Annotated in this window: 20 protein-coding genes and 1 tRNA gene; 14 read left to right on the top strand and 7 right to left on the bottom strand. The window is 65.6% G+C overall.

What is annotated here, in order from left to right; genetic code table 11:
* Positions 1-158: 158 nt before the first annotated feature.
* Positions 159-584 carry an organic hydroperoxide resistance protein gene (locus RAD15_RS10860; RefSeq protein ID WP_458177112.1) on the bottom strand — a complete coding sequence of 142 codons (426 nt, stop codon included), beginning with the start codon at positions 582-584 and terminating at the stop codon, positions 159-161.
* A gap of 155 nt (positions 585-739) precedes the next feature.
* Here RAD15_RS10860 and RAD15_RS10865 point away from each other — a divergent pair, with 155 nt between their 5' ends.
* A complete protein-coding gene (locus RAD15_RS10865; RefSeq protein ID WP_458177114.1) occupies positions 740-1,201 on the top strand; it encodes a MarR family winged helix-turn-helix transcriptional regulator in 462 nt (153 codons plus the stop codon).
* 62 nt (positions 1,202-1,263) lie between these two features.
* Here RAD15_RS10865 and RAD15_RS10870 read toward each other — a convergent pair whose 3' ends face one another.
* The 3 genes from RAD15_RS10870 to RAD15_RS10880 form a co-directional block, all read right to left on the bottom strand.
* Positions 1,264-1,455: a GIY-YIG nuclease family protein gene (locus tag RAD15_RS10870; protein ID WP_458177116.1), complete on the bottom strand. Its 192-nt coding sequence runs from the start codon at positions 1,453-1,455 to the stop codon at positions 1,264-1,266.
* 209 nt (positions 1,456-1,664) lie between these two features.
* Positions 1,665-1,740: transfer RNA gene (locus tag RAD15_RS10875), tRNA-Ala, on the bottom strand.
* Between the two features lie 96 nt (positions 1,741-1,836).
* Positions 1,837-2,244 carry a TIGR02300 family protein gene (locus RAD15_RS10880; protein ID WP_211411279.1) on the bottom strand — a complete coding sequence of 136 codons (408 nt, stop codon included), beginning with the start codon at positions 2,242-2,244 and terminating at the stop codon, positions 1,837-1,839.
* Positions 2,245-2,404: 160 nt separating this feature from the next.
* Here RAD15_RS10880 and aroA point away from each other — a divergent pair, with 160 nt between their 5' ends.
* The 13 genes from aroA to RAD15_RS10945 all read left to right on the top strand — a co-directional run bounded on the left by aroA (position 2,405) and on the right by RAD15_RS10945 (position 15,175).
* Complete coding sequence (aroA, locus tag RAD15_RS10885) at positions 2,405-3,742, top strand: 3-phosphoshikimate 1-carboxyvinyltransferase (protein ID WP_458177118.1); 1,338 nt, start codon at positions 2,405-2,407, stop codon at positions 3,740-3,742.
* Positions 3,739-4,377 (top strand): (d)CMP kinase, encoded by a 639-nt coding sequence (gene cmk / locus RAD15_RS10890; RefSeq protein WP_458177120.1) that lies wholly within the window; start codon positions 3,739-3,741, stop codon positions 4,375-4,377. The genes aroA and cmk overlap by 4 nt, the downstream gene beginning before the upstream one ends.
* A gap of 264 nt (positions 4,378-4,641) precedes the next feature.
* On the top strand, positions 4,642-6,348 hold the full coding sequence (rpsA, locus tag RAD15_RS10895; RefSeq protein ID WP_458177122.1) for a 30S ribosomal protein S1: 1,707 nt from the start codon (positions 4,642-4,644) through the stop codon (positions 6,346-6,348).
* A 384-nt stretch (positions 6,349-6,732) separates the two neighbouring features.
* Positions 6,733-7,713: a signal peptide peptidase SppA gene (gene sppA / locus RAD15_RS10900; RefSeq protein ID WP_458177124.1), complete on the top strand. Its 981-nt coding sequence runs from the start codon at positions 6,733-6,735 to the stop codon at positions 7,711-7,713.
* A 172-nt stretch (positions 7,714-7,885) separates the two neighbouring features.
* On the top strand, positions 7,886-8,191 hold the full coding sequence (locus RAD15_RS10905) for an integration host factor subunit beta (protein WP_007598410.1): 306 nt from the start codon (positions 7,886-7,888) through the stop codon (positions 8,189-8,191).
* Between the two features lie 77 nt (positions 8,192-8,268).
* Positions 8,269-8,661: a lipopolysaccharide assembly protein LapA domain-containing protein gene (locus tag RAD15_RS10910; protein WP_458177126.1), complete on the top strand. Its 393-nt coding sequence runs from the start codon at positions 8,269-8,271 to the stop codon at positions 8,659-8,661.
* 66 nt (positions 8,662-8,727) lie between these two features.
* Complete coding sequence (locus RAD15_RS10915; RefSeq protein ID WP_458177128.1) at positions 8,728-9,411, top strand: phosphoribosylanthranilate isomerase; 684 nt, start codon at positions 8,728-8,730, stop codon at positions 9,409-9,411.
* Positions 9,408-10,622: a tryptophan synthase subunit beta gene (gene trpB, locus RAD15_RS10920; protein ID WP_458177130.1), complete on the top strand. Its 1,215-nt coding sequence runs from the start codon at positions 9,408-9,410 to the stop codon at positions 10,620-10,622. Before RAD15_RS10915 ends, trpB begins: the two co-directional genes overlap by 4 nt.
* The gene (trpA, locus tag RAD15_RS10925) at positions 10,619-11,455 is read left to right on the top strand and encodes a tryptophan synthase subunit alpha (protein ID WP_458177132.1); all 837 of its coding nucleotides are present in this window, start codon (positions 10,619-10,621) and stop codon (positions 11,453-11,455) included. The genes trpB and trpA overlap by 4 nt, the downstream gene beginning before the upstream one ends.
* 110 nt (positions 11,456-11,565) lie before the next feature.
* Positions 11,566-12,507, top strand: coding sequence for an acetyl-CoA carboxylase, carboxyltransferase subunit beta (accD, locus tag RAD15_RS10930; RefSeq protein WP_458177134.1), 942 nt, complete (start codon positions 11,566-11,568; stop codon positions 12,505-12,507).
* Positions 12,504-13,847: a bifunctional folylpolyglutamate synthase/dihydrofolate synthase gene (locus RAD15_RS10935; protein WP_458177136.1), complete on the top strand. Its 1,344-nt coding sequence runs from the start codon at positions 12,504-12,506 to the stop codon at positions 13,845-13,847. The genes accD and RAD15_RS10935 overlap by 4 nt, the downstream gene beginning before the upstream one ends.
* 135 nt (positions 13,848-13,982) lie before the next feature.
* Positions 13,983-14,723: a metallophosphoesterase family protein gene (locus RAD15_RS10940; RefSeq protein WP_458177395.1), complete on the top strand. Its 741-nt coding sequence runs from the start codon at positions 13,983-13,985 to the stop codon at positions 14,721-14,723.
* Between the two features lie 17 nt (positions 14,724-14,740).
* Positions 14,741-15,175: an SRPBCC family protein gene (locus tag RAD15_RS10945; RefSeq protein ID WP_458177138.1), complete on the top strand. Its 435-nt coding sequence runs from the start codon at positions 14,741-14,743 to the stop codon at positions 15,173-15,175.
* 80 nt (positions 15,176-15,255) lie between these two features.
* On the opposite strand, the gene trxA is transcribed toward RAD15_RS10945, so the two are convergent.
* The 3 genes from trxA to addB form a co-directional block, all read right to left on the bottom strand.
* Positions 15,256-15,576 carry a thioredoxin gene (trxA, locus tag RAD15_RS10950; protein ID WP_092289405.1) on the bottom strand — a complete coding sequence of 107 codons (321 nt, stop codon included), beginning with the start codon at positions 15,574-15,576 and terminating at the stop codon, positions 15,256-15,258.
* A 65-nt stretch (positions 15,577-15,641) separates the two neighbouring features.
* Complete coding sequence (gene addA / locus RAD15_RS10955) at positions 15,642-19,151, bottom strand: double-strand break repair helicase AddA (RefSeq protein WP_458177140.1); 3,510 nt, start codon at positions 19,149-19,151, stop codon at positions 15,642-15,644.
* Complete coding sequence (addB, locus tag RAD15_RS10960; RefSeq protein ID WP_458177142.1) at positions 19,145-22,291, bottom strand: double-strand break repair protein AddB; 3,147 nt, start codon at positions 22,289-22,291, stop codon at positions 19,145-19,147. Before addB ends, addA begins: the two co-directional genes overlap by 7 nt.
* Between the last annotated feature and the right edge of the window lie 180 nt (positions 22,292-22,471).

Consider the following 22,471-nt stretch of genomic DNA (forward strand, 5'->3'; position numbering starts at 1 on the left):
TCGATGTTTGGTCACAGGCCTAGCGAGGTTTTTTTGGGCCAGCAATGGCCTGCCGCGTAGGGCCGCATGCGCCGCCGCTGCGCAATCCCGCGATGTGGGAAATCAACGGAAGCGGCCGGCCCGAGGGGGATCCCGGGCCAGCCAATCCGCACTTCCGATCAGACGACCGTCAGGCGAACGTCGACGTTGCCGCGCGTGGCGTTGGAGTACGGGCACACCTGGTGCGCCTTCTCGACCAGCGCCTCGGCTTCCGCGCGGGCAAGGCCCGGCAGCGCGACGGCGAGATCGATGTCGAGACCGAAGCCGCCGGCCGAACGCGGACCGATGCCGACGGTCGCGGTGACGGAGGCGTCGGCGGGAACCTTCGGGCCGCCCTGCGAGGACACGAACTTCATCGCGCCGATGAAGCAGGCGGCATAGCCGGCCGCAAACAGCTGCTCGGGATTGTTGCCGGCACCGCCGCCGCCGCCGAGCTCCTTCGGCGTGGTGAGCTTGACGTCGAGCGCGCCGTCGAGGGTCGCAGCATGGCCATCACGGCCGCCGGTGGCCTTTGCACTGGTCTTGTAGAGGACATTCACGGACATTGTCGTCTCCTCGGGGTTTCCGGTTGGGGCGCGATCTTTATTGCAGACAATTAGATTGCGCGCAATTGAAATTTCGGCGTCTCACATTTAATTGTTCGCAATTGAATGTGCCGCCGGCCGGCCCCAGAATGGGAGGAAATCCCGTGAGATTCTCCATGCCTCGAAAACACTCGGCAGCGGACGCGCCGCTGCGGCTCGACAACCAGATCTGCTTTGCGGTCTATTCGGCCGCGCATGCCTTCAACCGCGTCTACAAGCCGCTGCTCGACCGGCTCGGCCTGACCTACCCGCAATATCTGGTCATGCTGGTGCTGTGGGAGCGCGACGATGTGCCGGTGAAGGACATCGGCGAAAGGCTGTTCCTGGATTCGGGCACGCTGACGCCGCTGCTCAAGCGGCTCGAAGCCGCCCATCTCGTCAAGCGGACCCGCTCCAGCGAGGACGAGCGTCAGGTGCTGATCGCGCTGACGCCGCAGGGCCACGCCTTGAAGGAAAAGGCCCGCGCCGTGCCGCAGTCGATTCTGGCGGCGTCGGACTGCTCGGTGTCGGAACTGGTGGCGATGAAAGACGAGATCGTCGCGCTGAGGGATCGGCTGAATGCGGTCATCGGGGAGTAGGGAACGGATGCGCGCGATCAGAAATGCTTCTTAGCGAACGCGCGCCCCGACCCAGATTTCAGCTATCGCTCGAATGCGACAGCACATGCGGCGTCGTCGAACGCGAAATAGGTCCGGATTCGCCAAGGCCCGTATTTCGCCGTGTGCGGTACCTCGCCGGCATTATGCTTTGCCAAACGCGCTCGAAGATCGTCCGTGACACCGACATAGAAGTGCTCGGAGTCGAGGCTTTCGAGGATATAGACGTATTTCATCGCGCTTCCTCCCTGAAGGGTAGGATAGCAGCTTCGAGACACGCTTAGGATGTTGGTGTCGCCTGCTGTCCGCTTAAGGCGCGTGCAGTGTGCATGTCAGCTCCAGCCCGCCGTCGCCCTTCGGGCTATGGCGGGGCAGCCTTCGCTCACTTCGCTACGAGGGACTTCCCCAGGCTTGCCCAGCCGAAGCTCGCGAAGCGAGCGAAGGCTGGTGGAGCCAGGCGGGATCGAACCGCCGACCTCTTGCATGCCATGCAAGCGCTCTCCCAGCTGAGCTATGGCCCCTTAGTCCTTAAATGGGACGATCCCGGAGGATCCCCCACAGACCCGCGAGCCTGGTGACTCGCGCGGTGCACCCTTTTTCACAGATCAGGGCTGATCTCAAGTCTCTTCATCACCTCCGACATCACCAATGATGTCGGTCACGTCCTCATCGCCCTCTTCTTCGTCGGCGATGAAGGTCGAATCGTCGTCATCGTCGTCGTCGAGGGTCTCGTCGACCTCGATATCGTCCTCCGATTCGGGCACGGCAGCTTTGACCTTGCCGGTGTTCTCCTCGGCGTCGGCCTCCTCGAGCGAGACCTCCTCGACCTCTGCCGGTTCCGGCGTGGCATCCGCAGTCGCCGCGTGCCGGGCTTCTGCACCGCGCGGTACACGAGCGGGTGCCACGGGCGCGATCGGCACCACTTCGCCGGTATAGGGCGAGATCACCGGATTCTTGTTGAGGTCGTAGAACTTCTTGCCCGTGGTTGGGCAAATACGTTTGGTTCCGAGTTCGGACTTGGCCACGGCAGGAATCCTGGGAATGTCTGAAAAGCGGTGTTTCACTTGGCTAGTTGGCGGCCCGCTGTCAATAGCGCATTACGGGAGAAAGACATGCCCGTGACGGGGCTCGGACCATGTGGTACCTGCCCCCCAGCCCCTCAAGGGCGCATCCAAGGACATAATCGTGACCCATTCCGACCAACCGAGGCCGCTCCAGTCGCGCGCCAGCGGTCCCCTGACCGGGAAAGTACGGGTGCCCGGGGACAAGTCGATCTCCCATCGCGCCCTCATCCTGGGCGCGCTCGCGGTCGGCGAGACCCGGATTTCGGGCCTTCTGGAGGGTGAAGACGTCCTCAATACCGCGAAATCCATGCAGGCACTCGGCGCCAAGATCGAACGGACCGGCGATTTTGCCTGGAAGGTGCAGGGCGTCGGTGTTGCGGGCTTCGCCCAGCCCGCGGCGCCGCTGGATTTCGGCAACTCCGGCACTGGCTGCCGGCTGGTCATGGGCGCCGTCGCCGGCTGCCCGATCTCGGCGATCTTCGACGGCGATGCCTCGCTGCGCAGCCGCCCCATGCGCCGGATCCTGGATCCCTTGGAAAAGATGGGCGCGAGAGTCGTCTCGGGCGGCGAGGGCGGCCGTCTGCCCCTGACCGTCCAGGGCGCGCGCGATCCGCTGCCGATCACCTACAAGACCCCGGTCGCCTCGGCCCAGATCAAGTCGGCCGTGCTGCTGGCGGGCCTGGCCGCGCCGGGCACCACCACGGTCATCGAGGCCGAGGCCAGCCGCGACCACACAGAGCTGATGCTGAAGCATTTCGGCGCCGAGATCACCTCGACGCAGGAGGGCGCGCACGGCCGCCGTATCACGCTCAAGGGCCAGCCCGAGCTGCATGGCGCAACCGTCGTCGTGCCGGCCGATCCGTCTTCGGCGGCCTTCCCGGTCGTCGCGGCCCTGATCGTCGAGGGCTCCGATGTCGTGCTGTCGGATGTCATGACCAATCCGCTGCGTACCGGCCTGTTCACCACATTGCGCGAAATGGGCGCCTCGATCGAGGAGAGCGAAGTTCGCGGCGACGCCGGCGAGCCGATGGCGAAGCTGCGCGTGCGCGCATCAAAACTGCGCGGCGTCGAAGTGCCGCCCGAGCGCGCGCCCTCGATGATCGACGAATATCTGGTGCTGGCGGTCGCGGCCTCCTTCGCCGAGGGCACGACCATCATGCGCGGCCTGCAGGAGCTGCGCGTCAAGGAATCCGATCGCCTTGAGGCGACCGCCGCCATGCTGCGCGTCAACGGCGTCAAGGTCGAGATCTCCGGCGACGATCTGATCGTCGAGGGCCGCGGCCACGTTCCCGGCGGTGGCACTGTCGCCACCCATATGGACCATCGCATCGCGATGTCCGCGCTGGTGATGGGCTGCGCCTCCGACCAGCCGGTGACCGTCGACGACACCGCCTTCATCGCCACCAGTTTCCCGGATTTCATTCCGATGATGCGTTCGCTAGGGGCCGAGTTTTCATGATCATCGCCATCGACGGTCCCGCGGCCTCGGGCAAGGGAACGCTCGGCAAGCGCCTCGCCCATCATTACGGCTATCGTCATCTCGATACCGGCGTGATCTATCGCGCGGTGGCCTACGCCCTGATGCAGTCCGGTCATGATCTCAACGACGAGGCGGCAGCGGTCGCGGCGGCGCTGGAACTCGATCCCGAAAAGTTCGGCAATCCCGCGCTGAAGACCCAGTTGGCCGGCGAAGGCGCCTCGATCGTTTCGGCGATCCCGAGGGTCCGTGAGGTTCTGCTCAATTTCCAGCGGCAATTCGCCGCCGATCCGCCCGGAGCGGTGCTCGACGGCCGCGACATTGGAACCGTGATCTGCCCGCATGCCGACGTGAAAATTTTCGTCGTCGCCGACCCAAAAGTCCGGGCGCGCCGCCGGACCATGGAGGCCAAGGCGAGGGGCGAGCAGGCGGACGAGGCGGCTGTCCTCGCCGACATCATCCAGCGCGACGAACGCGACAAAAACCGGCCGATTGCGCCCCTGAAACCGGCCGCGGATGCTTACTTGCTAGATAACTCCCAACTGGATATAGAAGGCGGCGTCCGGGCCGCCATCGACATTATCGAGGCCGTCCGAGCGGGCCGGTTGCGGGGTTAAGCCGCCGCCGTCATTGGAGGAAGCGCCCGCTCCCGCTCTTTGAGGTCGATACCTCGGCCCCCTGTTTGGGGCCGCGCGATCCAGGCTCCGGACAAAGATTTTCACGTATCGAATGCGCGGGCCCAGCCGGCCCGCTTCCGCTGTTCCGCCTCTCAGGCTGGAGCAACGAGCGGTCGCTCGAAGGTCTTGCGGACCTTCCGACACTGCGCGTGCGATGCGCCCATGAACCCAACGGCCGGCATGACATCCGCAACTGGAGAACAAATGGCTTCGACTTCTGCTGATACCTATAGCCCGTCGCGTGACGATTTCGCCGCGATGCTCGACGAGTCCTTCGCAGGCGGAAACCTGCAGGAAAGCTCCGTCGTCAAGGGCAAGGTTGTTGCAATTGAAAAGGATATGGCCGTCATCGACGTCGGCCTGAAGACCGAGGGCCGCGTCGCCCTGCGCGAATTTTCCGGCCCCGGCCGTGACAGCGAGCTCAAGGTCGGCGACGAGGTTGAAGTGTTCCTCGACCGCATCGAGAATGCTCTCGGCGAAGCCGTGCTGTCGCGCGACAAGGCGCGCCGCGAAGAGAGCTGGGGCAAGCTCGAGAAGGCCTTCCAGAACAACGAGAAGGTCAACGGCGTCATCTTCAACCAGGTCAAGGGCGGCTTCACCGTCGACCTCGACGGTGCCGTGGCCTTCCTGCCGCGCTCGCAGGTCGACATCCGTCCGATCCGCGACGTTGCGCCGCTGATGAACAACTCGCAGCCGTTCCAGATCCTGAAGATGGACCGCCGCCGCGGCAACATCGTCGTCTCCCGCCGCACGGTTCTCGAAGAGACCCGCGCCGAGCAGCGTCAGGAGCTGGTGCAGAACCTCGAAGAGGGTCAGGTGATCGACGGCGTGGTCAAGAACATCACCGATTACGGTGCGTTCGTTGATCTCGGCGGCATCGACGGCCTGCTGCACGTCACCGACATCGCGTGGCGCCGCGTCAACCATCCGACCGAGGTGCTCTCGATCGGCCAGACCGTGAAGGTCAAGATCATCAAGATCAACCACGAGACGCACCGCATCTCGCTGGGCATGAAGCAGCTGCTGGACGATCCGTGGCAGGGCATCGAAGCCAAGTACCCGCTGGGTGCCCGCTTCACCGGCCGCGTCACCAACATCACCGACTACGGTGCGTTCGTCGAGCTCGAGCCGGGCATCGAAGGCCTGATCCACGTCTCCGAGATGTCGTGGACCAAGAAGAACATGCACCCCGGCAAGATCGTTTCGACCTCGCAGGAAGTCGAAGTGCAGGTGCTGGAAGTCGATTCCGTCAAGCGCCGCATCTCGCTCGGCCTCAAGCAGACCATGCGCAACCCCTGGGAGGTCTTCGTCGAAGGTCACCCGACCGGTTCGACCGTCGAGGGCGAAGTCAAGAACAAGACCGAGTTCGGTCTGTTCCTGGGCCTCGAAGGCGACGTCGACGGCATGGTCCATCTGTCCGACCTCGACTGGAAGCAGCCGGGCGAGCAGGTGATCGACAACTACAAGAAGGGCGACGTGGTGAAAGCCGTGGTGCTCGATGTGGACGTCGAGAAGGAGCGTATCTCGCTCGGCATCAAGCAGCTCGAAGGCGACCCCTTCGCCGAGCCGGGCGATGTCAAGAAGGGCGCGGTCGTGACCTGCGAAGTGCTCGAAGTGAAGGAAAGCGGTATCGAGGTGAAGATCACCGGGACCGATTTCTCGACCTTCATCAAGCGCTCGGAGCTCGCCCGTGACCGCAACGACCAGCGAGCCGAACGCTTTGCCGTCGGAGAGAAGGTCGATGCCCGCGTGATCCAGTTCGACAAGAAGGCCCGCAAGGTCCAGGTGTCGATCAAGGCGCTCGAAGTCGCCGAAGAGAAGGAAGCCATCGCGCAGTACGGCTCCTCCGATTCGGGAGCGACGCTCGGCGACATCCTCGGCACCGCGCTCAAGAACCGCGACAGCAAGTAAGCGAAACGCTTCTTTTTGCTGCATCAGAGCCCCGGCGCGAGCCGGGGCTTTTTTGTTGCTGTCTCCACGAACTGCGCTGTCGTCCCGGACAAGCTCACGACAACGCGCAGCGTTGTCTGGAGCGGAGCGCTGATCCGGGACCCATAGCTACGGAGAGTCGTTTGGCGAGGGCTCGGAGTTGCCAGCTTTGCGCAGCAACTTCTGCCTGTGGTTATGGGTCCCCGCGTTCGCGGGGACGACGGCGGGGGTGTGGCGACGCCGCGGCTCTCACCCAGCTCCCAGCCTTGTTTTCTTCAAATTGCGCCGCAATTGATGTATCCAGATAAGCCGTTGGTCACGCCGTGACGGCACAACGCGCCTGATCTTTCATTTGGAGATATTCCGATGTCGCTCGATTCGGACATCATCGTCGATCGCCGCAGGATCCGTCGCAAGCTGACGTTCTGGCGTGTCATGGCTGCGCTGATCGCGATCGCGGCGATCGCGGGCTTTGCGCTGGTCGCGACACCGGGCGCACGCGGCACGTTCGCAGCCGCCGGCTCGATCGCGCGGGTCCAGATCGACGGACTGATCCGCAGCGATTCCGATCGTACGCAGGCGTTGGAGCGGCTGGAGAATTCGCAGGCCGCCGCCGTCATCGTGCACATCAACTCGCCGGGCGGCACCACCGCAGGCTCCGAGCAGCTCTACGATTCGCTCACCCGCCTGAAGGCCAAGAAGCCGCTCGTCGTCGTGGTCGAGGGCCTGGCTGCCTCCGGCGGCTACATCACGGCGATTGCGAGCGACCACATCATCGCCCAGCAGAGTTCGCTGGTCGGCTCGATCGGCGTGCTGTTCCAGTTTCCGAACGTCTCGGAGCTGCTGAAGACCGTCGGCGTCAAGGTCGAGGAGGTGAAGTCGTCGCCGCTGAAGGCCGCGCCCAACGGTTTTGAACCCACCAGCCCCGAGGCGCGCGCCGCGCTCGATGCGCTGGTGAAAGATTCCTACGCCTGGTTCAGGGGCCTGGTGAAGGAACGGCGTGGCATGGATGACACGCAGCTCGAGAAAGTGGCCGATGGCCGCGTCTTCACCGGACGCCAGGCGATCGATCTCAAGCTGATCGATCAGCTCGGCGACGAGAAGACGGCGGTGACCTGGCTGGTCGAGCAGAAGGGCGTCAAGAAGGGCCTTCCGGTGCGCGACTACAAGCTCCAGCCGCGTTTTGGCGATCTGCCGTTCCTCAAGACGGCCGCCGTCGTCACGCTGGAAGCGCTTGGTTTGGGCTCGATTGCGCATCAAATCGCGCAAACCGGCGTCGCGCAGGCCGTCGACCGGCTCGGAATGGATGGAATGTTGGCGTTGTGGCAACCTGCTGCGTCAAATTGACGGGAGTCGGGCGAGTTCCATAGGTTTTTCGCGTTTGGCGCGTGGTGGTCCAGCCTGCTTTTTCGGCATTTGTCACGCACTTTCACGACACTCAACCTTGATTTAGCGTCTTGACAGATCACGGTATTTTCACGGAAATGGTCATCCGCACGCTTCCGGGTCCTATCTCTCGATGATCAAATCCGAACTTGTTCAGCGTATCGCCGAGCACAACCCGCATCTGTACCAGCGGGATGTCGAGAACATTGTGAATGCGATTCTCGAAGAGATCGTAGCGGCCCTCGCGCGCGGTGATCGCGTCGAGTTGCGCGGCTTCGGTGCCTTCTCGGTCAAGCATCGCCCTGCACGCGCCGGGCGCAATCCTCGCACCGGCGCCCATGTGCCCGTCGATCAGAAGAGCGTTCCGTTCTTCAAGACCGGCAAGGAAATGCGCGAGCGGCTGAACCGCGACCATCCGGATCCCGGCGCGCCGGACTAAAGAGGCCGCTGTCGTCCGGGCTTAACCGAACGGCCGCATGATGCGGCAGCAAGCTTGATTCAAGACGAGCGATCGCGATGCGAAAGTTCCTGACCGCGCTGATCGTGATTCCGCTGGGCCTGATCCTGGTGGTCTTTGCCGTCGCCAACCGGCACTTCGTCACGGTCTCGCTCGATCCCTTCGTTTCGAACGATCCGTCATTGACGGTCACGCTGCCGCTGTTCCTGCTCCTGATCCTGGTCGGCGCCCTCGGGGTCGTTGCGGGCGGCTGCGCCGTCTGGTTCGGCCAGCGGCGCTGGCGGCGGGCGGCGCGCCGGCACGAGGCGGATGTGCGGGCCGTCAGGGGCGAGCTGGCCGATCTGCGGGCCCAGGTGGCCGCAGCAAGGCCCGATTCCCAGCGCCTCCCCGTCCCCTCCGGGGTGGGCCTTTACGGGCCCGTCGGGCGAGACAAGCAGCGCGCGACGTTGTAGAAGCGGCCCCGACCGAAAACCCTGTTTTCCGGCCGCAGACCGGCGGCCTCCATTTGCCTTGAGACCATGTCCCTGCTCGTCAAAATCTGCGGCCTGTCCACGCGCGAGACGCTTGAAGTAGCGCTCGACGCGGGCGCCGACATGGTCGGGTTCGTGTTCTTCCCGCCGTCGCCGCGGCATCTGTCGCTGGAAGCGGGCCGCGACCTCGGCCAGCAGGTGAAGCGGCGCGCGCTCAAGGTCGCGCTCACCGTCGATGCCGACGATGCCATGTTCGACAACATCATGGACGCGCTGTCGCCGGACATCTTCCAGCTTCATGGCAAGGAGAGCGTTGCGCGGCTGCGCGACATCAAGCAGCGGTTCGGCCGCCCCGTGATGAAAGCAGTCCCGGTCGCAACATCAGCCGATCTCACCGTGCTGCCCGGCTATGCCGCGGTCGCCGACCGCATCCTGTTCGATGCGCGTGCGCCGAAGGATGCGACCCGCCCCGGCGGCCTTGGCGCGCCGTTCGATTGGCATCTGCTGGAAAATCTCGATCTGAAGCTGCCTTACATGGTCTCGGGCGGGCTTCACGCCGACAACGTTGTCGAAGCCGTTCGCGTCACCCGCGCCGGCGGCGTCGACGTCTCCTCCGGAGTCGAGAGCGCCCCCGGCGTGAAAGATCCGGAGATGATCAAGGCCTTCATTCGCGCTGCGCGCGCCAGCCAAGAGCCCAGCCAAGACGCAAGCCAAGAGTTGAGTGTTCGATGACCATCGCCAAACCAAACTCCTACCGCAGCGGCCCCGACGAGCGCGGCCATTTCGGCATTTTCGGCGGACGCTTCGTCGCCGAAACCCTGATGCCGCTGATCCTCGATCTCGAGAAGGCCTACACCGCGGCCAAGGCGGATCCGGCGTTCCAGGCCGAGATGAACGGCTATCTCAAGAACTATGTCGGCCGGCCCTCGCCGCTGTATTTCGCCGAGCGTCTCACCGAGCATCTCGGCGGCGCCAAGATCTACCTGAAGCGCGAAGAGCTCAACCACACCGGCTCGCACAAGGTGAACAACGTGCTGGGCCAGATCATGCTGGCGCGGCGCATGGGCAAGAAGCGCATCATCGCCGAGACCGGCGCCGGCCAGCATGGTGTCGCCACCGCGACGCTGTGCGCGCGCTTCGGCCTCGAATGCGTGGTCTATATGGGCGCCGTCGACGTCGAGCGGCAGCAACCCAACGTGATCCGCATGGAGATGCTGGGTGCGACGGTGGTCCCGGTGCAGTCGGGCACGCGCACGCTGAAGGACGCCATGAACGAGGCGCTGCGCGACTGGGTGACCAACGTGCACAACACCTTCTACTGCATCGGCACGGTGGCGGGCCCGCATCCCTATCCGACGCTGGTGCGCGACTTCCAGTCGATCATCGGCAACGAGACCAAGACGCAGATGCAGGAGGTCGAGGGTCGCCTGCCGGATTCGCTGGTCGCCTGCATCGGTGGCGGCTCGAACGCGATGGGCCTGTTCCATCCGTTCCTCGATGATTCCTCCGTCGAAATTTTTGGCGTCGAAGCCGCCGGCCACGGGCTCACGCAGCTGCACGCGGCCTCGATCGCGGGCGGCCGTCCCGGCGTGCTGCACGGCAACCGCACCTATCTCCTGATGGACGCGGACGGCCAGATCCAGGACGCGCATTCGATCTCGGCCGGCCTCGACTATCCCGGCATCGGCCCCGAGCATTCCTGGCTGCACGAGATCGGCCGCGTCAACTATCTCTCCGCGACCGATGACGAGGCGCTCGCCGCCTTCCAGCTGCTGTCGCGGCTCGAAGGCATCATTCCCGCGCTCGAGCCCGCGCATGCGATCGCCAAGGTGATGGAGCTCGCGCCGAAGCGGCCGAAAGATCACCTGATGGTCGTCAATCTCTCCGGCCGCGGCGACAAGGACGTCCCGCAGGTCGGCGACATCCTGAGGGGCAAGAAGTGACCACGCGTATCGACACCCGTTTTGCCGAGCTTGCGAAGCAGGGCCGCTCGGCCTTCGTCACCTTCCTGATGGCCGGCGATCCCGATCCGGCGACGTCGCTCGAGATCATCAAGGCGCTGCCGAAGTCGGGCGCCGACGTGATCGAGATCGGCATGCCCTTCACCGATCCGATGGCCGACGGTCCCTCGATCCAGGCCGCCGGGCTTCGTGCGCTCAAGGCCGGCATGACGCTGAAGAAGACGCTCGATCTCGTGCGTGGCTTCCGCAAGGACGACAATGCGACGCCGATCGTGCTGATGGGCTATTACAATCCGATCTACATCTACGGCGTCGACAAATTTCTCCTCGATGCGAAGAGCGCGGGCGTCGACGGTCTCATCATCGTCGACCTGCCGCCGGAGGAAGACGACGAGCTGTGCCTGCCCGCGATGAAGGCCGGCCTGAACTTCATTCGCCTGGCGACGCCGACGACCGACGACAAGCGCCTGCCGGCCGTGCTCGCCAACACGTCGGGCTTCGTCTACTACGTCTCGATCACCGGCATCACCGGCGCGGCCGCCGCGGACTCCTCGGCCGTGAGCGAGGCGGTGGCCCGCATCAAGCGTCACACCAAGCTGCCGGTCTGCGTCGGCTTCGGCATCCGGACGCCGGAGACCGCGCGCGCCATTGCATCCCATGCCAACGGCGCCGTGGTCGGCACCGCACTGGTCGATGCGCTCAAGAACAGCCTCGACGCCGAGGGGCGGGCAACCGCCAAAACCGTTAACGCCGTCGCCGAATTGACGGCGGCCCTGGCGCAGGGCGTCAAGGGCGCGAAACAGGCGGCCGAATAGGCCATAATTCCGCTGCCAAGGCGGACGACACGGCGGCTTGCCGGGCAAAGGCCCGGCCGCCATATATCCCTTCAGGCGGTCCCAAGCGGGGCCGCACATCGGAGCAAACCATGAACTGGCTTACCAATGTGGTCCGGCCGAAGATCCGCAACATGCTGCGGCGGGAGACGCCGGAGAATCTGTGGATCAAGTGTCCGGATTCCGGGCAGCTGGTGTTCTACAAGGACGTCGAGGCCAACCAGTTCGTCATCCCCGGCTCGAACTACCACATGCGCATGGGCGCGGTGGCACGGCTCAAGTCGATCTTCGACAACGAGACCTGGTTCGACGTCGCATTGCCCGACGTCACGCCCGATCCGCTCAAGTTCCGCGACGAGAAGAAATACGTCGACCGCATCAAGGATGCCCGCGCGCGCACTAACCTCAATGACGCGATCAAGGTCGGCTACGGCAAGCTCGAAGGCGCCGCCGTCGTCGTCGCCGTGCAGGATTTCGATTTCATGGGCGGCTCGCTCGGCATGGCCGCGGGCGAAGCCATCGTGCGCGGGCTGGAGCTCGCGGTCGAGAAGAAGTCGCCGTTCATCGTGTTCGCTGCCTCGGGCGGCGCGCGCATGCAGGAAGGCATCCTGTCGCTGATGCAGATGCCGCGCACCACGGTCGCGGTGCAGATGCTGCGCGAGGCAAAACAGCCCTACATCGTCGTGCTGACCAACCCGACCACCGGCGGCGTCACCGCATCCTATGCGATGCTGGGCGATGTGCAGATCGCCGAACCCGGCGCGCTGATCGGCTTTGCCGGCGCGCGCGTGATCGAGCAAACCATCCGCGAGAAGCTCCCTGAGGGTTTCCAGCGCGCCGAATATCTGAAGGAGCACGGCATGGTCGACATGGTCGTGCATCGCCACGAGTTGCGTCCGACCCTGGCGCGGCTCTGCCGCCTCCTGACCAAGGCGCCGGCGCTGGAGACTGCGTCGAAGCCGATACAGCCGGTGCTCAGCCCCGCGCAGATCGTCTCGGCCGCCGAGACGGCGCCGGCTGCGCCGCACGCGTGAACGCGTCCTCTGACAACGCAAAGCTGCCGCTCGGTGAGGTGATCGGGCGGTTGTCGGCCTTGCATCAGAAGCGCATCGATCTCGGGCTGGAGCGGATGCATCGCCTGCTCGAACGGCTAGGGCATCCCGAACGCAAGCTGCCGCCGGTCATCCACATCGCCGGCACCAACGGCAAGGGCTCGACGCTCGCTTATCTGCGCGCGACGCTGGAGGCAGCTGGCCTGCGCGTGCACGCCTATACCTCGCCTTATCTCGTCCGCATCAACGAATGCTTTCGGCTCGGCCGCGTCGGTGGCGGCGTGCTGGTCGATGACGACGAGTTGCGCGCGGCGCTGGAAGAGGTCGAGCGCGTCAATGCCGGCGAAGCCGCAACCGTGTTCGAGCTGAAGACCGCGGCGGCCTTCCATCTGTTTGCGCAGAATCCCGCCGATGCCGTGCTGCTCGAAGTCGGCCTCGGTGGCCGGCTCGATTCGACCAACGTGGTCGACACGCCGGCGGCCTGCGTGATCACGCCTGTCAGCATGGACCACACCGATTTTCTCGGCGACACGCTGACATCGATCGCCGGCGAGAAAGCTGCGATCATCAAACGCGGCGTGCCCGTGATTTGCGCCGAGCAATTGCCGGAGGCAATGGCGGTGGTCGAGGCGGAGGCCAAGCGGATGCGTGCGCCGCTGTTTGCCGCGAACGAAAGTTGGCACGTCAATGTCGAGCACGGGCGTCTCGTCTATTCCGACGATCGCGGCCTGATGGATCTCACGGCGCCGCGCCTGTTCGGCCGTCACCAGTTCGACAATGCCGGCCTTGCGATTGCAACGCTGCGCGCAATTCCGAACTTCAAGATCAACCAGGCCGCATTCGAGGCCGGCATCGTCGGCGCCGAATGGCCGGCGCGGATGCAGCGCATCACCTCCGGCGAATTGCTCGGCTGGGGACCGCAGGGCTCCGATATCTGGCTCGACGGCGGACACAATGCCGAAGGCGGGCGTGTCGCCGCCGCGGCGCTCGGCGACCTCGAAGAGCGGGTGTCGCGGCCGCTGGTGGTGATCGTGGGCATGATGGCCAACAAGGATGCGCAAGCGTTTCTCGCCAATTTCGCCGGCCTCACCCGTCACATCATCGCGGTGCCGATCCCCGACACCGAGAATGCGATGCCGGTCGACCGCCTCGCGGACGCCGCGCGCAGCCTCGCCATGCGCGTCGAGTCCGCGCCCGGCATCGAGGCCGCTTTGCGCGCACTGTCGAAGCTCGCCTATGAAGTGCCGCCGCGCATCCTGATCACCGGCTCGCTCTATCTCGCCGGCCACGTGCTCGGCATCAACGGCACGCCTCCTGCATGAGCTCCCTTGTCCCGGACGCGGTGCAGCGTGCAACGCTGCTCCGCAGAGCCGGGACCCAGAAGCGAGATAGGCCCCGGCTCAGCGGCGCATCACTACGTGCTGCGCCGCGTCCGGGGCACGAGAGTGAGGATGACAATGCGCTTCGCCGCGATTGCCGACGTCCACGGAAACTATCTCGCGCTTGAGGCGGTGCTCGCCGACATCCGCGCCCTGGGCATCGCCGACATCGTCAATCTCGGCGACATGCTGAGCGGGCCGCTCGATGCGCGGCGGACCATCGAGATCCTGATGAGCATCGACGCCGTGCACGTGCTCGGCAACCACGACCGTTACCTGCTCGACCGTCCGCCGGAGAAGATGGGCTCGTGGGATCGTCCCGCCTACGAAGCACTCAATGCCGCACAACTTGACTGGCTGCGCGCACAGCCGATGACGCGCGTGTTCCGCGACCAGGTTTTCCTCTGCCACGCGACACCCGGGAATGACGAAGTCTATTGGCTCGACACCGTGCATCCCGACGGCACGGTGGCGCTATCGCCGCTCGACCGCATCGAGCAGCTCGCGCAAGGCATCACGCAATCCCTGATCCTCTGCGCCCATACCCATCTCGCGCGAGCGGTGCGGCTTCGCGACGGCCGGTTGATCGTCAATCCCGGCAGCGTCGGCAGCCCCGGCTACCGCGACAAGCATCCGTTCCCGCACGTCGTCGAAGCCGGCACGCCAGATGCGCGCTACGCGATTCTTGAGCCGACAGTTGGCGGGTGGCAGGTGACGTTTCGTCACGTGGCCTACGATCACGAGGTGATGGCGGACCTTGCCCGCCGCAACAATCAGCCGGAGCTGGCGCACGCGCTGGCAACGGGATGGATCAAGTAGGAAAAAGGGAGCGCGCCATGGACGACGGAGATGTCTGGCGAAACGAATATGCCATCGAGACGTCTGCGACCGCAGAGACGATCTGGGGCATCTTTCGCAATGTCCCCGGCTGGAAAAGCTGGAATGCGGGGATCGAGCAGATCGACATTGACGGGCCATTTGCGACCGGCACCTGGTTCACCATGACGCCGCCCGGCGAGGAGGCGCTACGCTCGCAACTGATCGAAGTCCGCGAGAACGTGTGCTTTGTCGACGAAACGCGGGTCGGCGATCTCGTCATCAAGGTCGCCCATCGCATCGAGCAGCTTGGATCGGAGCGCACGCGCATCGTTTACGCCGTCGATGCCAAAGGCCCGCAAGCGGCCGAGATCGGTCCGGCCGTCGCGTCGGATTTTCCCGAGGTCCTTGCGAGCCTGGCGAAGCTGGCGGAGGCTAAGGCAGACGGGAAATAGACCGCGCCGGGCTACGGGCAAAACAAAACGGCCGGCTATTCGCCGGCCGCTGCGGAATTCTCAGTTGATCGCGACGTCGATCAAACCGCCGAGGTGATCCACTGCTGCAGCTTCGCCTTCGGCGCAGCGCCGACCTGGCGGGAGGCCATCTCGCCGCCCTTGAAGATCATCAGGGTCGGGATCGACATCACGCCGTATTTGGACGCGGTCTTCGGGCTCTCGTCGACGTTGAGCTTCACGATCTTGACCTTGTCGCCCATCGCGCCGGCGATCTCGTCGAGCGCGGGGGCGATCATACGGCAGGGGCCGCACCACTCGGCCCAGAAATCGACGACCACGGGGCCGTTCGCCTTGAGCACTTCGGCTTCGAAATCGGAATCGGAAACCTTACCAACGGCCATGGGGATACCTCGTACCTGAGAGAATCGGCGCGACATGGAATCGCGCCCGGGATCATGGGGTCAACCTATGAACGGCTCCTTGCCGGGTCAAGGATGCTCACACCGAGATGAAGGGATGCCAGCGCCGCGTCCAGCGCGGGGGCTGAAATCTCCATATATTCAAGGGCCTCGGTCCAGAGCAGGACGGCGCGGATGGGCTTTTGGGGATAAAGCCGCGCCAGCACCGCCCGGTACAGCGCAAGCTGCCGGACATAGGCGGCGGGTGCCGCGGCCGCACTTTTGGGCGCGGCCTGGTTGGTCTTGAAATCGACGATCAAAACCTCATCCGGACGAACGACCAGCCGGTCGATTTGCCCCGACACCAGCGCGGGCTGGCGGCCCGGTCGCTCCAGCCGCCCGGCGATGGCGACCTCGGCCCGGCTGCCGGCGGCAAACACGGCTGCGAAGCGCGGCTCCGCGATCAAAGCGAGCACCTTGTCGGCCAGCGCGGCGCGGTCGACCTCGGTCCAGTCAGCGGCGTTGCGCGCCATGAAGCCGAGCGCAGCCTCGCGCCGGCGCTCTGCGGCGATATCAGGCAGGGATTGCAGGAGACGGTGCACCAGCGTGCCACGCTGCAGTGCGAGCGCGCGGGATTGGACCGATTCGCCTGATCGTACCGCGCGACCCTCCTCGGCGGCCTGGCCAGAGGGTCGCACCAGATCATCCTCGACCAGTTCGCGCGGCGCTGGCGTCCGCAGCCAGTCCGGCAGCGTGACCGAATGGTCCGCGGCCGTCGCCGGCACGCCCATCGCCGCGACGTCCTCCGGCCGGGCGAATCGGGTCACCTTGCCGAGCGGGGTCTCGATCGTCTGCTTGTCCAGACCCGAGCCGGTAAGCCCGGTGTCGATCAGATCGTACCAGCTCAGCTTGCGGACCGTCTTCATATTGCCGGGCATGCAGCCGCCGACGATCAGCCGGTCGGCCGCGCGCGTCATCGCGACGTAGAGCAGGCGGCGATATTCGTCCTCGGTCTCATCGATCATCGCCTTGCGCGCGTCGGCGACGGGCTTGGGATCATCGGCCTTGCGTCCGGCCCAGACCACGACCTCGCCGCCATTGCCGCGTGGCACGTGGATCAGCCGAACCCGCTGCGAGTCCGCGGGCGACGAGGTGGTGTCGACCATGAACACGACCGAAGCTTCGAGCCCCTTGGCGCCGTGCACGGTCATCACCCGCACCTCGTCGCGCGAGATCTCCATGTCGCGCTTCACCTCGGTGTCGGCCGAGCGCAGCCAGGCCATGAAGCCCTGCAGCGAGGCTGGCGCCTTGCGCTCATAGTTCAGCGCCAGCTCCAGAAATTCGTCGAGTGCGTCGTTGGCCTCAAAGCCGAGCCGGCGCAGGATGCGCGCGCGGCCGCCGTCGCCGCCGAGCAGCCAGGCGTAGAAGGCGAACGGCGTCTCCTCGCGCGCACGAATCTCGCAAGCCTCAAGGCGACGCAGCACCGCCCCGAACTTCTCGCTTCCAGCCGCATGCTCGCCGAGCGCACGGCGGAGCGATCCCTTGCGGTCGTGGGCCAACTGGAACAGATCGTCGTCATCGAGCCCGAACAATGGGCTCTTCAGCGCCACCGCGAGCGCGAGATCATCCTGCGGCAGCAGCAGGGCGTCGGCGAGATTCATCAGGTCGATGATGCCGATGTGCTCGGTCAGCTTGAGCCGGTCGGCGCCGGCGACGGGAACGCCAGCGTGCTTCAGCGCCTGGATCACGGCATCGAACGCATTGCCGCGCCGGCGCACCAGGATCAGCATGTCGCCGTAACGCAGCGGCCGGCGCTCGCCTTCGTGTCCCGTCAGCGTGCCGCTCTCGACCAGCCGCTTGATCTCGGCCTGGATGCGGCGCGCGAGCTTGACCTCGGGGCTGGTGGCTGCAACGCCGTCGAACGGCGCACGCCAGCCCTCGATCTCCTGCCTGTCGTCGGCGACGGCCAGATCCCACAGCTCGATCACGCTCGGACCGGCATCGGCGAGCGCATTGTGCAGGGGATGGCCGATCTCGACCGAATGGATGCTCTTGTAGATCTCCTGCTCGCGGAAGACGTGGTCGACCGAATGCAGGATCGCAGCACCCGAGCGGAACGAATAGGTGAAGGCGACCGGATCGAACTTCAGCCCCGCCGAGGTGAACTTGCGGTGCAGCTCGCGCCGGCGCGCGTCGAATTCGTGCGGGGCTGCGCCCTGGAACGAGAAGATCGACTGCTTCTCGTCGCCGACCGCGAAGACCGTGCGGTTCAATCCTTCGCGCGCGCCTTCGCCGGCCGTGAACTCCGAGATGATATGCGCGACGATGTCCCATTGGCGCGGGCTGGTGTCCTGGGCCTCGTCGATGAGCACGTGATCGACGCCGCGATCGAGCTTGTAATGCACCCAGCCCGAGGAGACGCGGTTCAGCATCGCCAGCGTCTTGTCGATGAGATCGTCATAGTCGAGCAGCCCGCGCTCCTGCTTCTCGCGGCGGTAGTTCGCCGCGGCAGCGGTCGCGATGTGCAGGAGAGCCGCGGTGCGGTCGCGCATCGTGATCGCGCGGCGCTTCTCGATCAATCCACTGAGGCGCTGCGCCTCGTTCTCGAACAGGCGGGCGACGGACGGGTTGTGCTCGCCAAACTTCTTGGTCAGCACTGCCTTGCGCGGCAGCTTCTCGTCGGTGAGGAAGACGGACAGATAAGCATCGACCTGCGCCGCGTCGGAAAACACCTTTGCCTCGCGGAGCCGGCCAGCCTGATCGTTATCCGACTTGCTGCCGTCCTCCAGCGCAAAGGCGATGTCGTCCCAGCGCGAGCGCGGCAGGAACGGGCCGTCGAGAATTTCGGTCTCGACGTCCTCGATGCGGTCGCTGGCGTCGACGCCCAGCACGGCTGCCATCTGCTCGGCCGCCGCGCCTGCGCTGCCGGCCTCGTCGGTCCAAGCCATGAAATGGTCGCGGCTCAGGCACGCCTCGCGCACCACCTCCTTGAAGGTCACGTCGGCGGCGCTGGCCATCGCGGTGAGCAGCGCACGGCCGGTGACGCTGTCCGGATCGCGCGCGGCCTCCAGCAGCACCTTCAGATTGGCGCGCTCCATCATGTCGGTCTGGTCGCGCTCGTCGATGACGGCGAAGCGCGCGGGTACGTTGGCTTCGAATGGGAACTGCTGGAGCAGGCGGGTGCACAGCGCGTGGATGGTCTGAACCTTCAATCCGCCCGGCGTCTCCAGCGCACAGGCGAATAGTTTTCGCGCGTCGCGCCGTAATTTTCGATCAGGGTGGGGGATGCCGACAGCCTTGATCGCTCCGTCGAGCGCCGCATCATCAAGCGTCACCCAGTGACCCAGCGTCGTGAACACGCGCTCGGCCATGTTGGCGGCGGCGGCCTTGGTGAAGGTGATGCAGAGGATCTTTTCCGGCGGCACGCCCGACAACAGCAGACGGATGACCCGCTGAACCAGCACATGCGTCTTGCCCGAGCCGGCATTGGCCGACACGAAAGCCGAGGCAGTCGGATCGGACGCGCGCGCCTGCCGCGCGCGCACCTCGTCCGGGATGGGGCGAGGCAGCTTCACCATTCCTCGATCCCCAAACCACCGGCCGCGGACCATTCCTTGATCCGGGCGAGGTCGTCATAGGCGCCGTAGCGGTTCGTCCACATCGGCAGATTTAGCGAGGTGTAGGGCTGGTTCTCGTCGTCGAAGGCACGGATCAGCGCCTCCAGCTTGGCCCGCGCCTCGGCGGCTGCCGTGTCCGGCGGCTGCGGTTCGTCGCCCTGCTTGTACTTGAGCTCGAGGATGCGCTCCTCGCCGGGCGGATTGTTGCCGCTCAGGCGGACATAGACGAGCTGGCTTACGGATGCGCCGGCGTCGATATCGGGGAAACCGCCTTCGCGCAGGATCGCCGCTTCCAGCGTCAACTGCGGCGACAGGCCCATGCGGACCTGCTTGCCGGTCGGGGGCTGGCCGGTCTTGTAGTCGAGAATGGCATAGCCGCCGCCCTGGCGCCGCTCGATGCGATCGGCGCGGGCTGACAGCTTGAAGCTGCGCGTGCTGTCGAGCGGGATCGAAATCTCGCCACGTGTCTCCGCCGTGATCGATTCGATCGCGTTACGACGCACGGTTTCCCATTCGCCGAACCAGCGCGCGATACGCTGGAAGCGCGGCCACCACAGCGCGCGCGCCTCGGGTCGCTCCATCAGCGGCGCAAAATGCTTCTCGCCGATCGCGCGCAGCACGCGGGCGGGATCGTCGGGCAGCCGCGTCGCATAGCTTTCCGTAAACTCGCCGATCGCGTCGTGGATCGCCGAGCCGCGGTCGGCGGCCGACAGCGGCATGTCGACGGGATCGAGCGCAGTGAGCTTCAGAATATACTTTGCGTAGATCGTGTAGGGATCGCGCAGCCAGTCTTCGATCGCGGTCACCGACATGTTGAGCGGCCGCGTCGCGCGCGGTGGCCGTGGCTCCGGCTGCTTGATCGGCGTGACCTCGTCAGGCTGGTCCAGCGTATCAGCGAACTGCACATATTTTTCGCCGGCGCGAATCGCCGCCTTCCAGAGCTCGTCGCCGGCGACCGCCTCGAGCCGGTGCAGGAAGCGCGAAGCCACCGCCGGTGCGCCGCCGGCCTTGGCGGAATGGGTGAGGATCACCTCGTCGCCGCCGAGCAGCTGCGCGAAGTCGTGGGCGGAGAGGCCGATACGGCGCTCCGGCAAGTCGAGACCAAGCTCGTGCCGCATCGGCCGGCTGAGCCAGGGATCGATCCGCGGCGCCGGCGGCCAGACGCCCTCGATCAGCCCGCCGACGATGATGCGGTCGGCCTGCATCAGGCGCGATTCCAGCGGGCCGTAGATCTGCAGGCGTGCGCCCGGCTTGTCGCGCCGCCGCACCGCGCGATCGCCGAACGCGGTCTGGAAGACATCGGCATAGTCAGGCAGCGTCACCATCAATCCGCTGGTCGTTCCGCCGCGCAGCAGATCGTCGAAGGCGCTCGCGAGCGCGAGGCCCTCGCGCTCCTCGAAGGCCAGAGGAATGCCTTGCTCGTCACGCGACAGCTCGATCATGATCTCGCGATGCCGGTGCGCGAGTTCGGCGAAATCAGACGGTTTGGATGACGCCAGGCTTTCGATCGGCGTGAGCGCTTTCTGCAAGGCATCGATCAGCGCCTGGATGCGATCGAGATCCTCCGCCTTGAGGCGGGCGCGGGGCTCAGACTTATGGAGCGCGGAGACCTCGCTGCGCCACAGCTTTGCAAGCTCCTCGCGAAAGCGATTGAATTCGCGGAGCAGGCCGGCTGTGCCCGCAGGTGGACGCGTGCCGCGCAACACTGCAAGCTCGAGGTCCTCGATCGCCGCCTTCCATGCGCCAGGCAGCCGGCCGAGCCGGCACAGCGGATGTTTCAGCATCGCCAGCAGCGTCGGCGGCTCCAATCCCTTGGTGGCGGCTTCCGCGGTGAGCCGCGCAAAGACGCCGGCAGAGGTTTCCATCAGCACGTCGCCGCCGGAATCGTCGAAGGCGAGGTCCCATCGGGTCAGCGCCGCCATCACCCGCCGCGCCAGCGCGCGATCCGGCGTCACCAGCGCCGCCGATTTGTCCAGATGCCGCGCCTCGCGCATCGCAATGGCGATCGCGAGCGCTTCCATTTCAGGGTTGGGAGCCTCGACCACGGCAAGGTGCTTCATGCCGCCTGCGATCTTCGCGGCAACATCGGGCTGCTTCAGCCGGTCGTGCCAGACTTCCGTCTTGGCGGATGGCCGCATCGATTCGGATGCGAGCAGATCGCGGCCGCCTTCCGCCGGCAGCCGGAGAATCTCGACGTCGCCGCGCTTGATGCCAAAACGGTCCAGCAGCGCATGCATGGCGTATTGCGGATGGTTCGACGCCGGATGCTCCGCGAACTTGCCGAGCGAGTCTCGCACGCCGCCAATCGTTCGCCAGGCGTCGTCGTCGAGATCGGTGTCGAGGCCCGGCAGCACCACCGCGCCATGCGGCAGCGATGCGACCGCATGCAGGAACTTTGCGGTGGCCGGCATCGAGCCGGTCGAACCCGCCGCGATCACGGGGCCATGGGGATGCGCAGTCAGCCGTTTGGCTTCAGCCTCGATCAAGCGATCGCGCCGCGCCGCCGGCTCGATCCGGTTGATCTCGGCGAGATGGCCGGGCCAGGCGATGCGGGCGATGCGCAGGAATTCGAGCGAGTGCTGCCAATAGCGATCGAGGTTATCAGGCACCAGGCCATCGAGCGCGCTCCAGTCGACGCCGCGCGTCACCATGTCATCGATCAGGCGCGCGAGATCGGATGCCAATGCCAGCGTCGAGGCGGGCCCGCCGACCACCAGCGGCGCCAGCACCGGGCCTTTGGCCCAGGCCGCGACGAGCTGCGCCAGCGTCAACCGCCGTTCGAGTTCGCCGAGCCGCGGCGGGATGTCGAGCGGCGTTGCGCCGGAGAACTGCTCGCCCTCCTCAGTGAAAGCCAGCTCGTCCTCGTCGATGTCGCCGAGCGCGACGATGCGCGGCAGCACGACGGCATCGGTCTTCATCTCGTCGAGGAAGATCTCTCGGACCACGCGCATCGCGCGGCGGGTCGGCAGGTACAGCGTGACGTCGGCCAGCCGCGCCGGTTCCTTGCGCGCCTCGAAGCCGTCGACCAGCCGGCCGTCGAGCAGGCAGGAGACGACCGTGCGCAGGAACGGAACTGAGAGGGGAACGCTGAAGACGCGCATGGGCTGCCTGATTCGAAGGATCAGGCAATATAGGGAGCCGGACTCAAATGGTCATGGGTGGGGACGGGGTCTTCCCCGCTGTTCGCCAAACTCCGCAGCCCCGTAGGGTGGGCAAAGCGAAGCGTGCCCACGCATTTTTGCGATCGAGAGAGATGGTGGGCACGCTTTCGCTTTGCCCAC

The organism is Bradyrhizobium sp. 14AA, from assembly GCF_054185205.1.

Bases quoted from the DNA above. Each gene is read 5' to 3' on its own strand.
- RAD15_RS10945 (WP_458177138.1), top strand. From the start codon at position 14,741: ATGGACGACGGAGATGTCTGGCGAAACGAATATGCCATCGAGACGTCT.
- RAD15_RS10860 (WP_458177112.1), bottom strand. From the start codon at position 584: ATGTCCGTGAATGTCCTCTACAAGACCAGTGCAAAGGCCACCGGCGGC.
- RAD15_RS10905 (WP_007598410.1), top strand. From the start codon at position 7,886: ATGATCAAATCCGAACTTGTTCAGCGTATCGCCGAGCACAACCCGCAT.
- addB (WP_458177142.1), bottom strand. From the start codon at position 22,291: ATGCGCGTCTTCAGCGTTCCCCTCTCAGTTCCGTTCCTGCGCACGGTC.
- RAD15_RS10865 (WP_458177114.1), top strand. From the start codon at position 740: ATGCCTCGAAAACACTCGGCAGCGGACGCGCCGCTGCGGCTCGACAAC.
- sppA (WP_458177124.1), top strand. From the start codon at position 6,733: ATGTCGCTCGATTCGGACATCATCGTCGATCGCCGCAGGATCCGTCGC.
- RAD15_RS10870 (WP_458177116.1), bottom strand. From the start codon at position 1,455: ATGAAATACGTCTATATCCTCGAAAGCCTCGACTCCGAGCACTTCTAT.
- RAD15_RS10915 (WP_458177128.1), top strand. From the start codon at position 8,728: ATGTCCCTGCTCGTCAAAATCTGCGGCCTGTCCACGCGCGAGACGCTT.
- trpB (WP_458177130.1), top strand. From the start codon at position 9,408: ATGACCATCGCCAAACCAAACTCCTACCGCAGCGGCCCCGACGAGCGC.
- addA (WP_458177140.1), bottom strand. From the start codon at position 19,151: ATGGTGAAGCTGCCTCGCCCCATCCCGGACGAGGTGCGCGCGCGGCAG.
- accD (WP_458177134.1), top strand. From the start codon at position 11,566: ATGAACTGGCTTACCAATGTGGTCCGGCCGAAGATCCGCAACATGCTG.
- rpsA (WP_458177122.1), top strand. From the start codon at position 4,642: ATGGCTTCGACTTCTGCTGATACCTATAGCCCGTCGCGTGACGATTTC.
- RAD15_RS10910 (WP_458177126.1), top strand. From the start codon at position 8,269: ATGCGAAAGTTCCTGACCGCGCTGATCGTGATTCCGCTGGGCCTGATC.
- trxA (WP_092289405.1), bottom strand. From the start codon at position 15,576: ATGGCCGTTGGTAAGGTTTCCGATTCCGATTTCGAAGCCGAAGTGCTC.
- cmk (WP_458177120.1), top strand. From the start codon at position 3,739: ATGATCATCGCCATCGACGGTCCCGCGGCCTCGGGCAAGGGAACGCTC.
- RAD15_RS10940 (WP_458177395.1), top strand. From the start codon at position 13,983: ATGCGCTTCGCCGCGATTGCCGACGTCCACGGAAACTATCTCGCGCTT.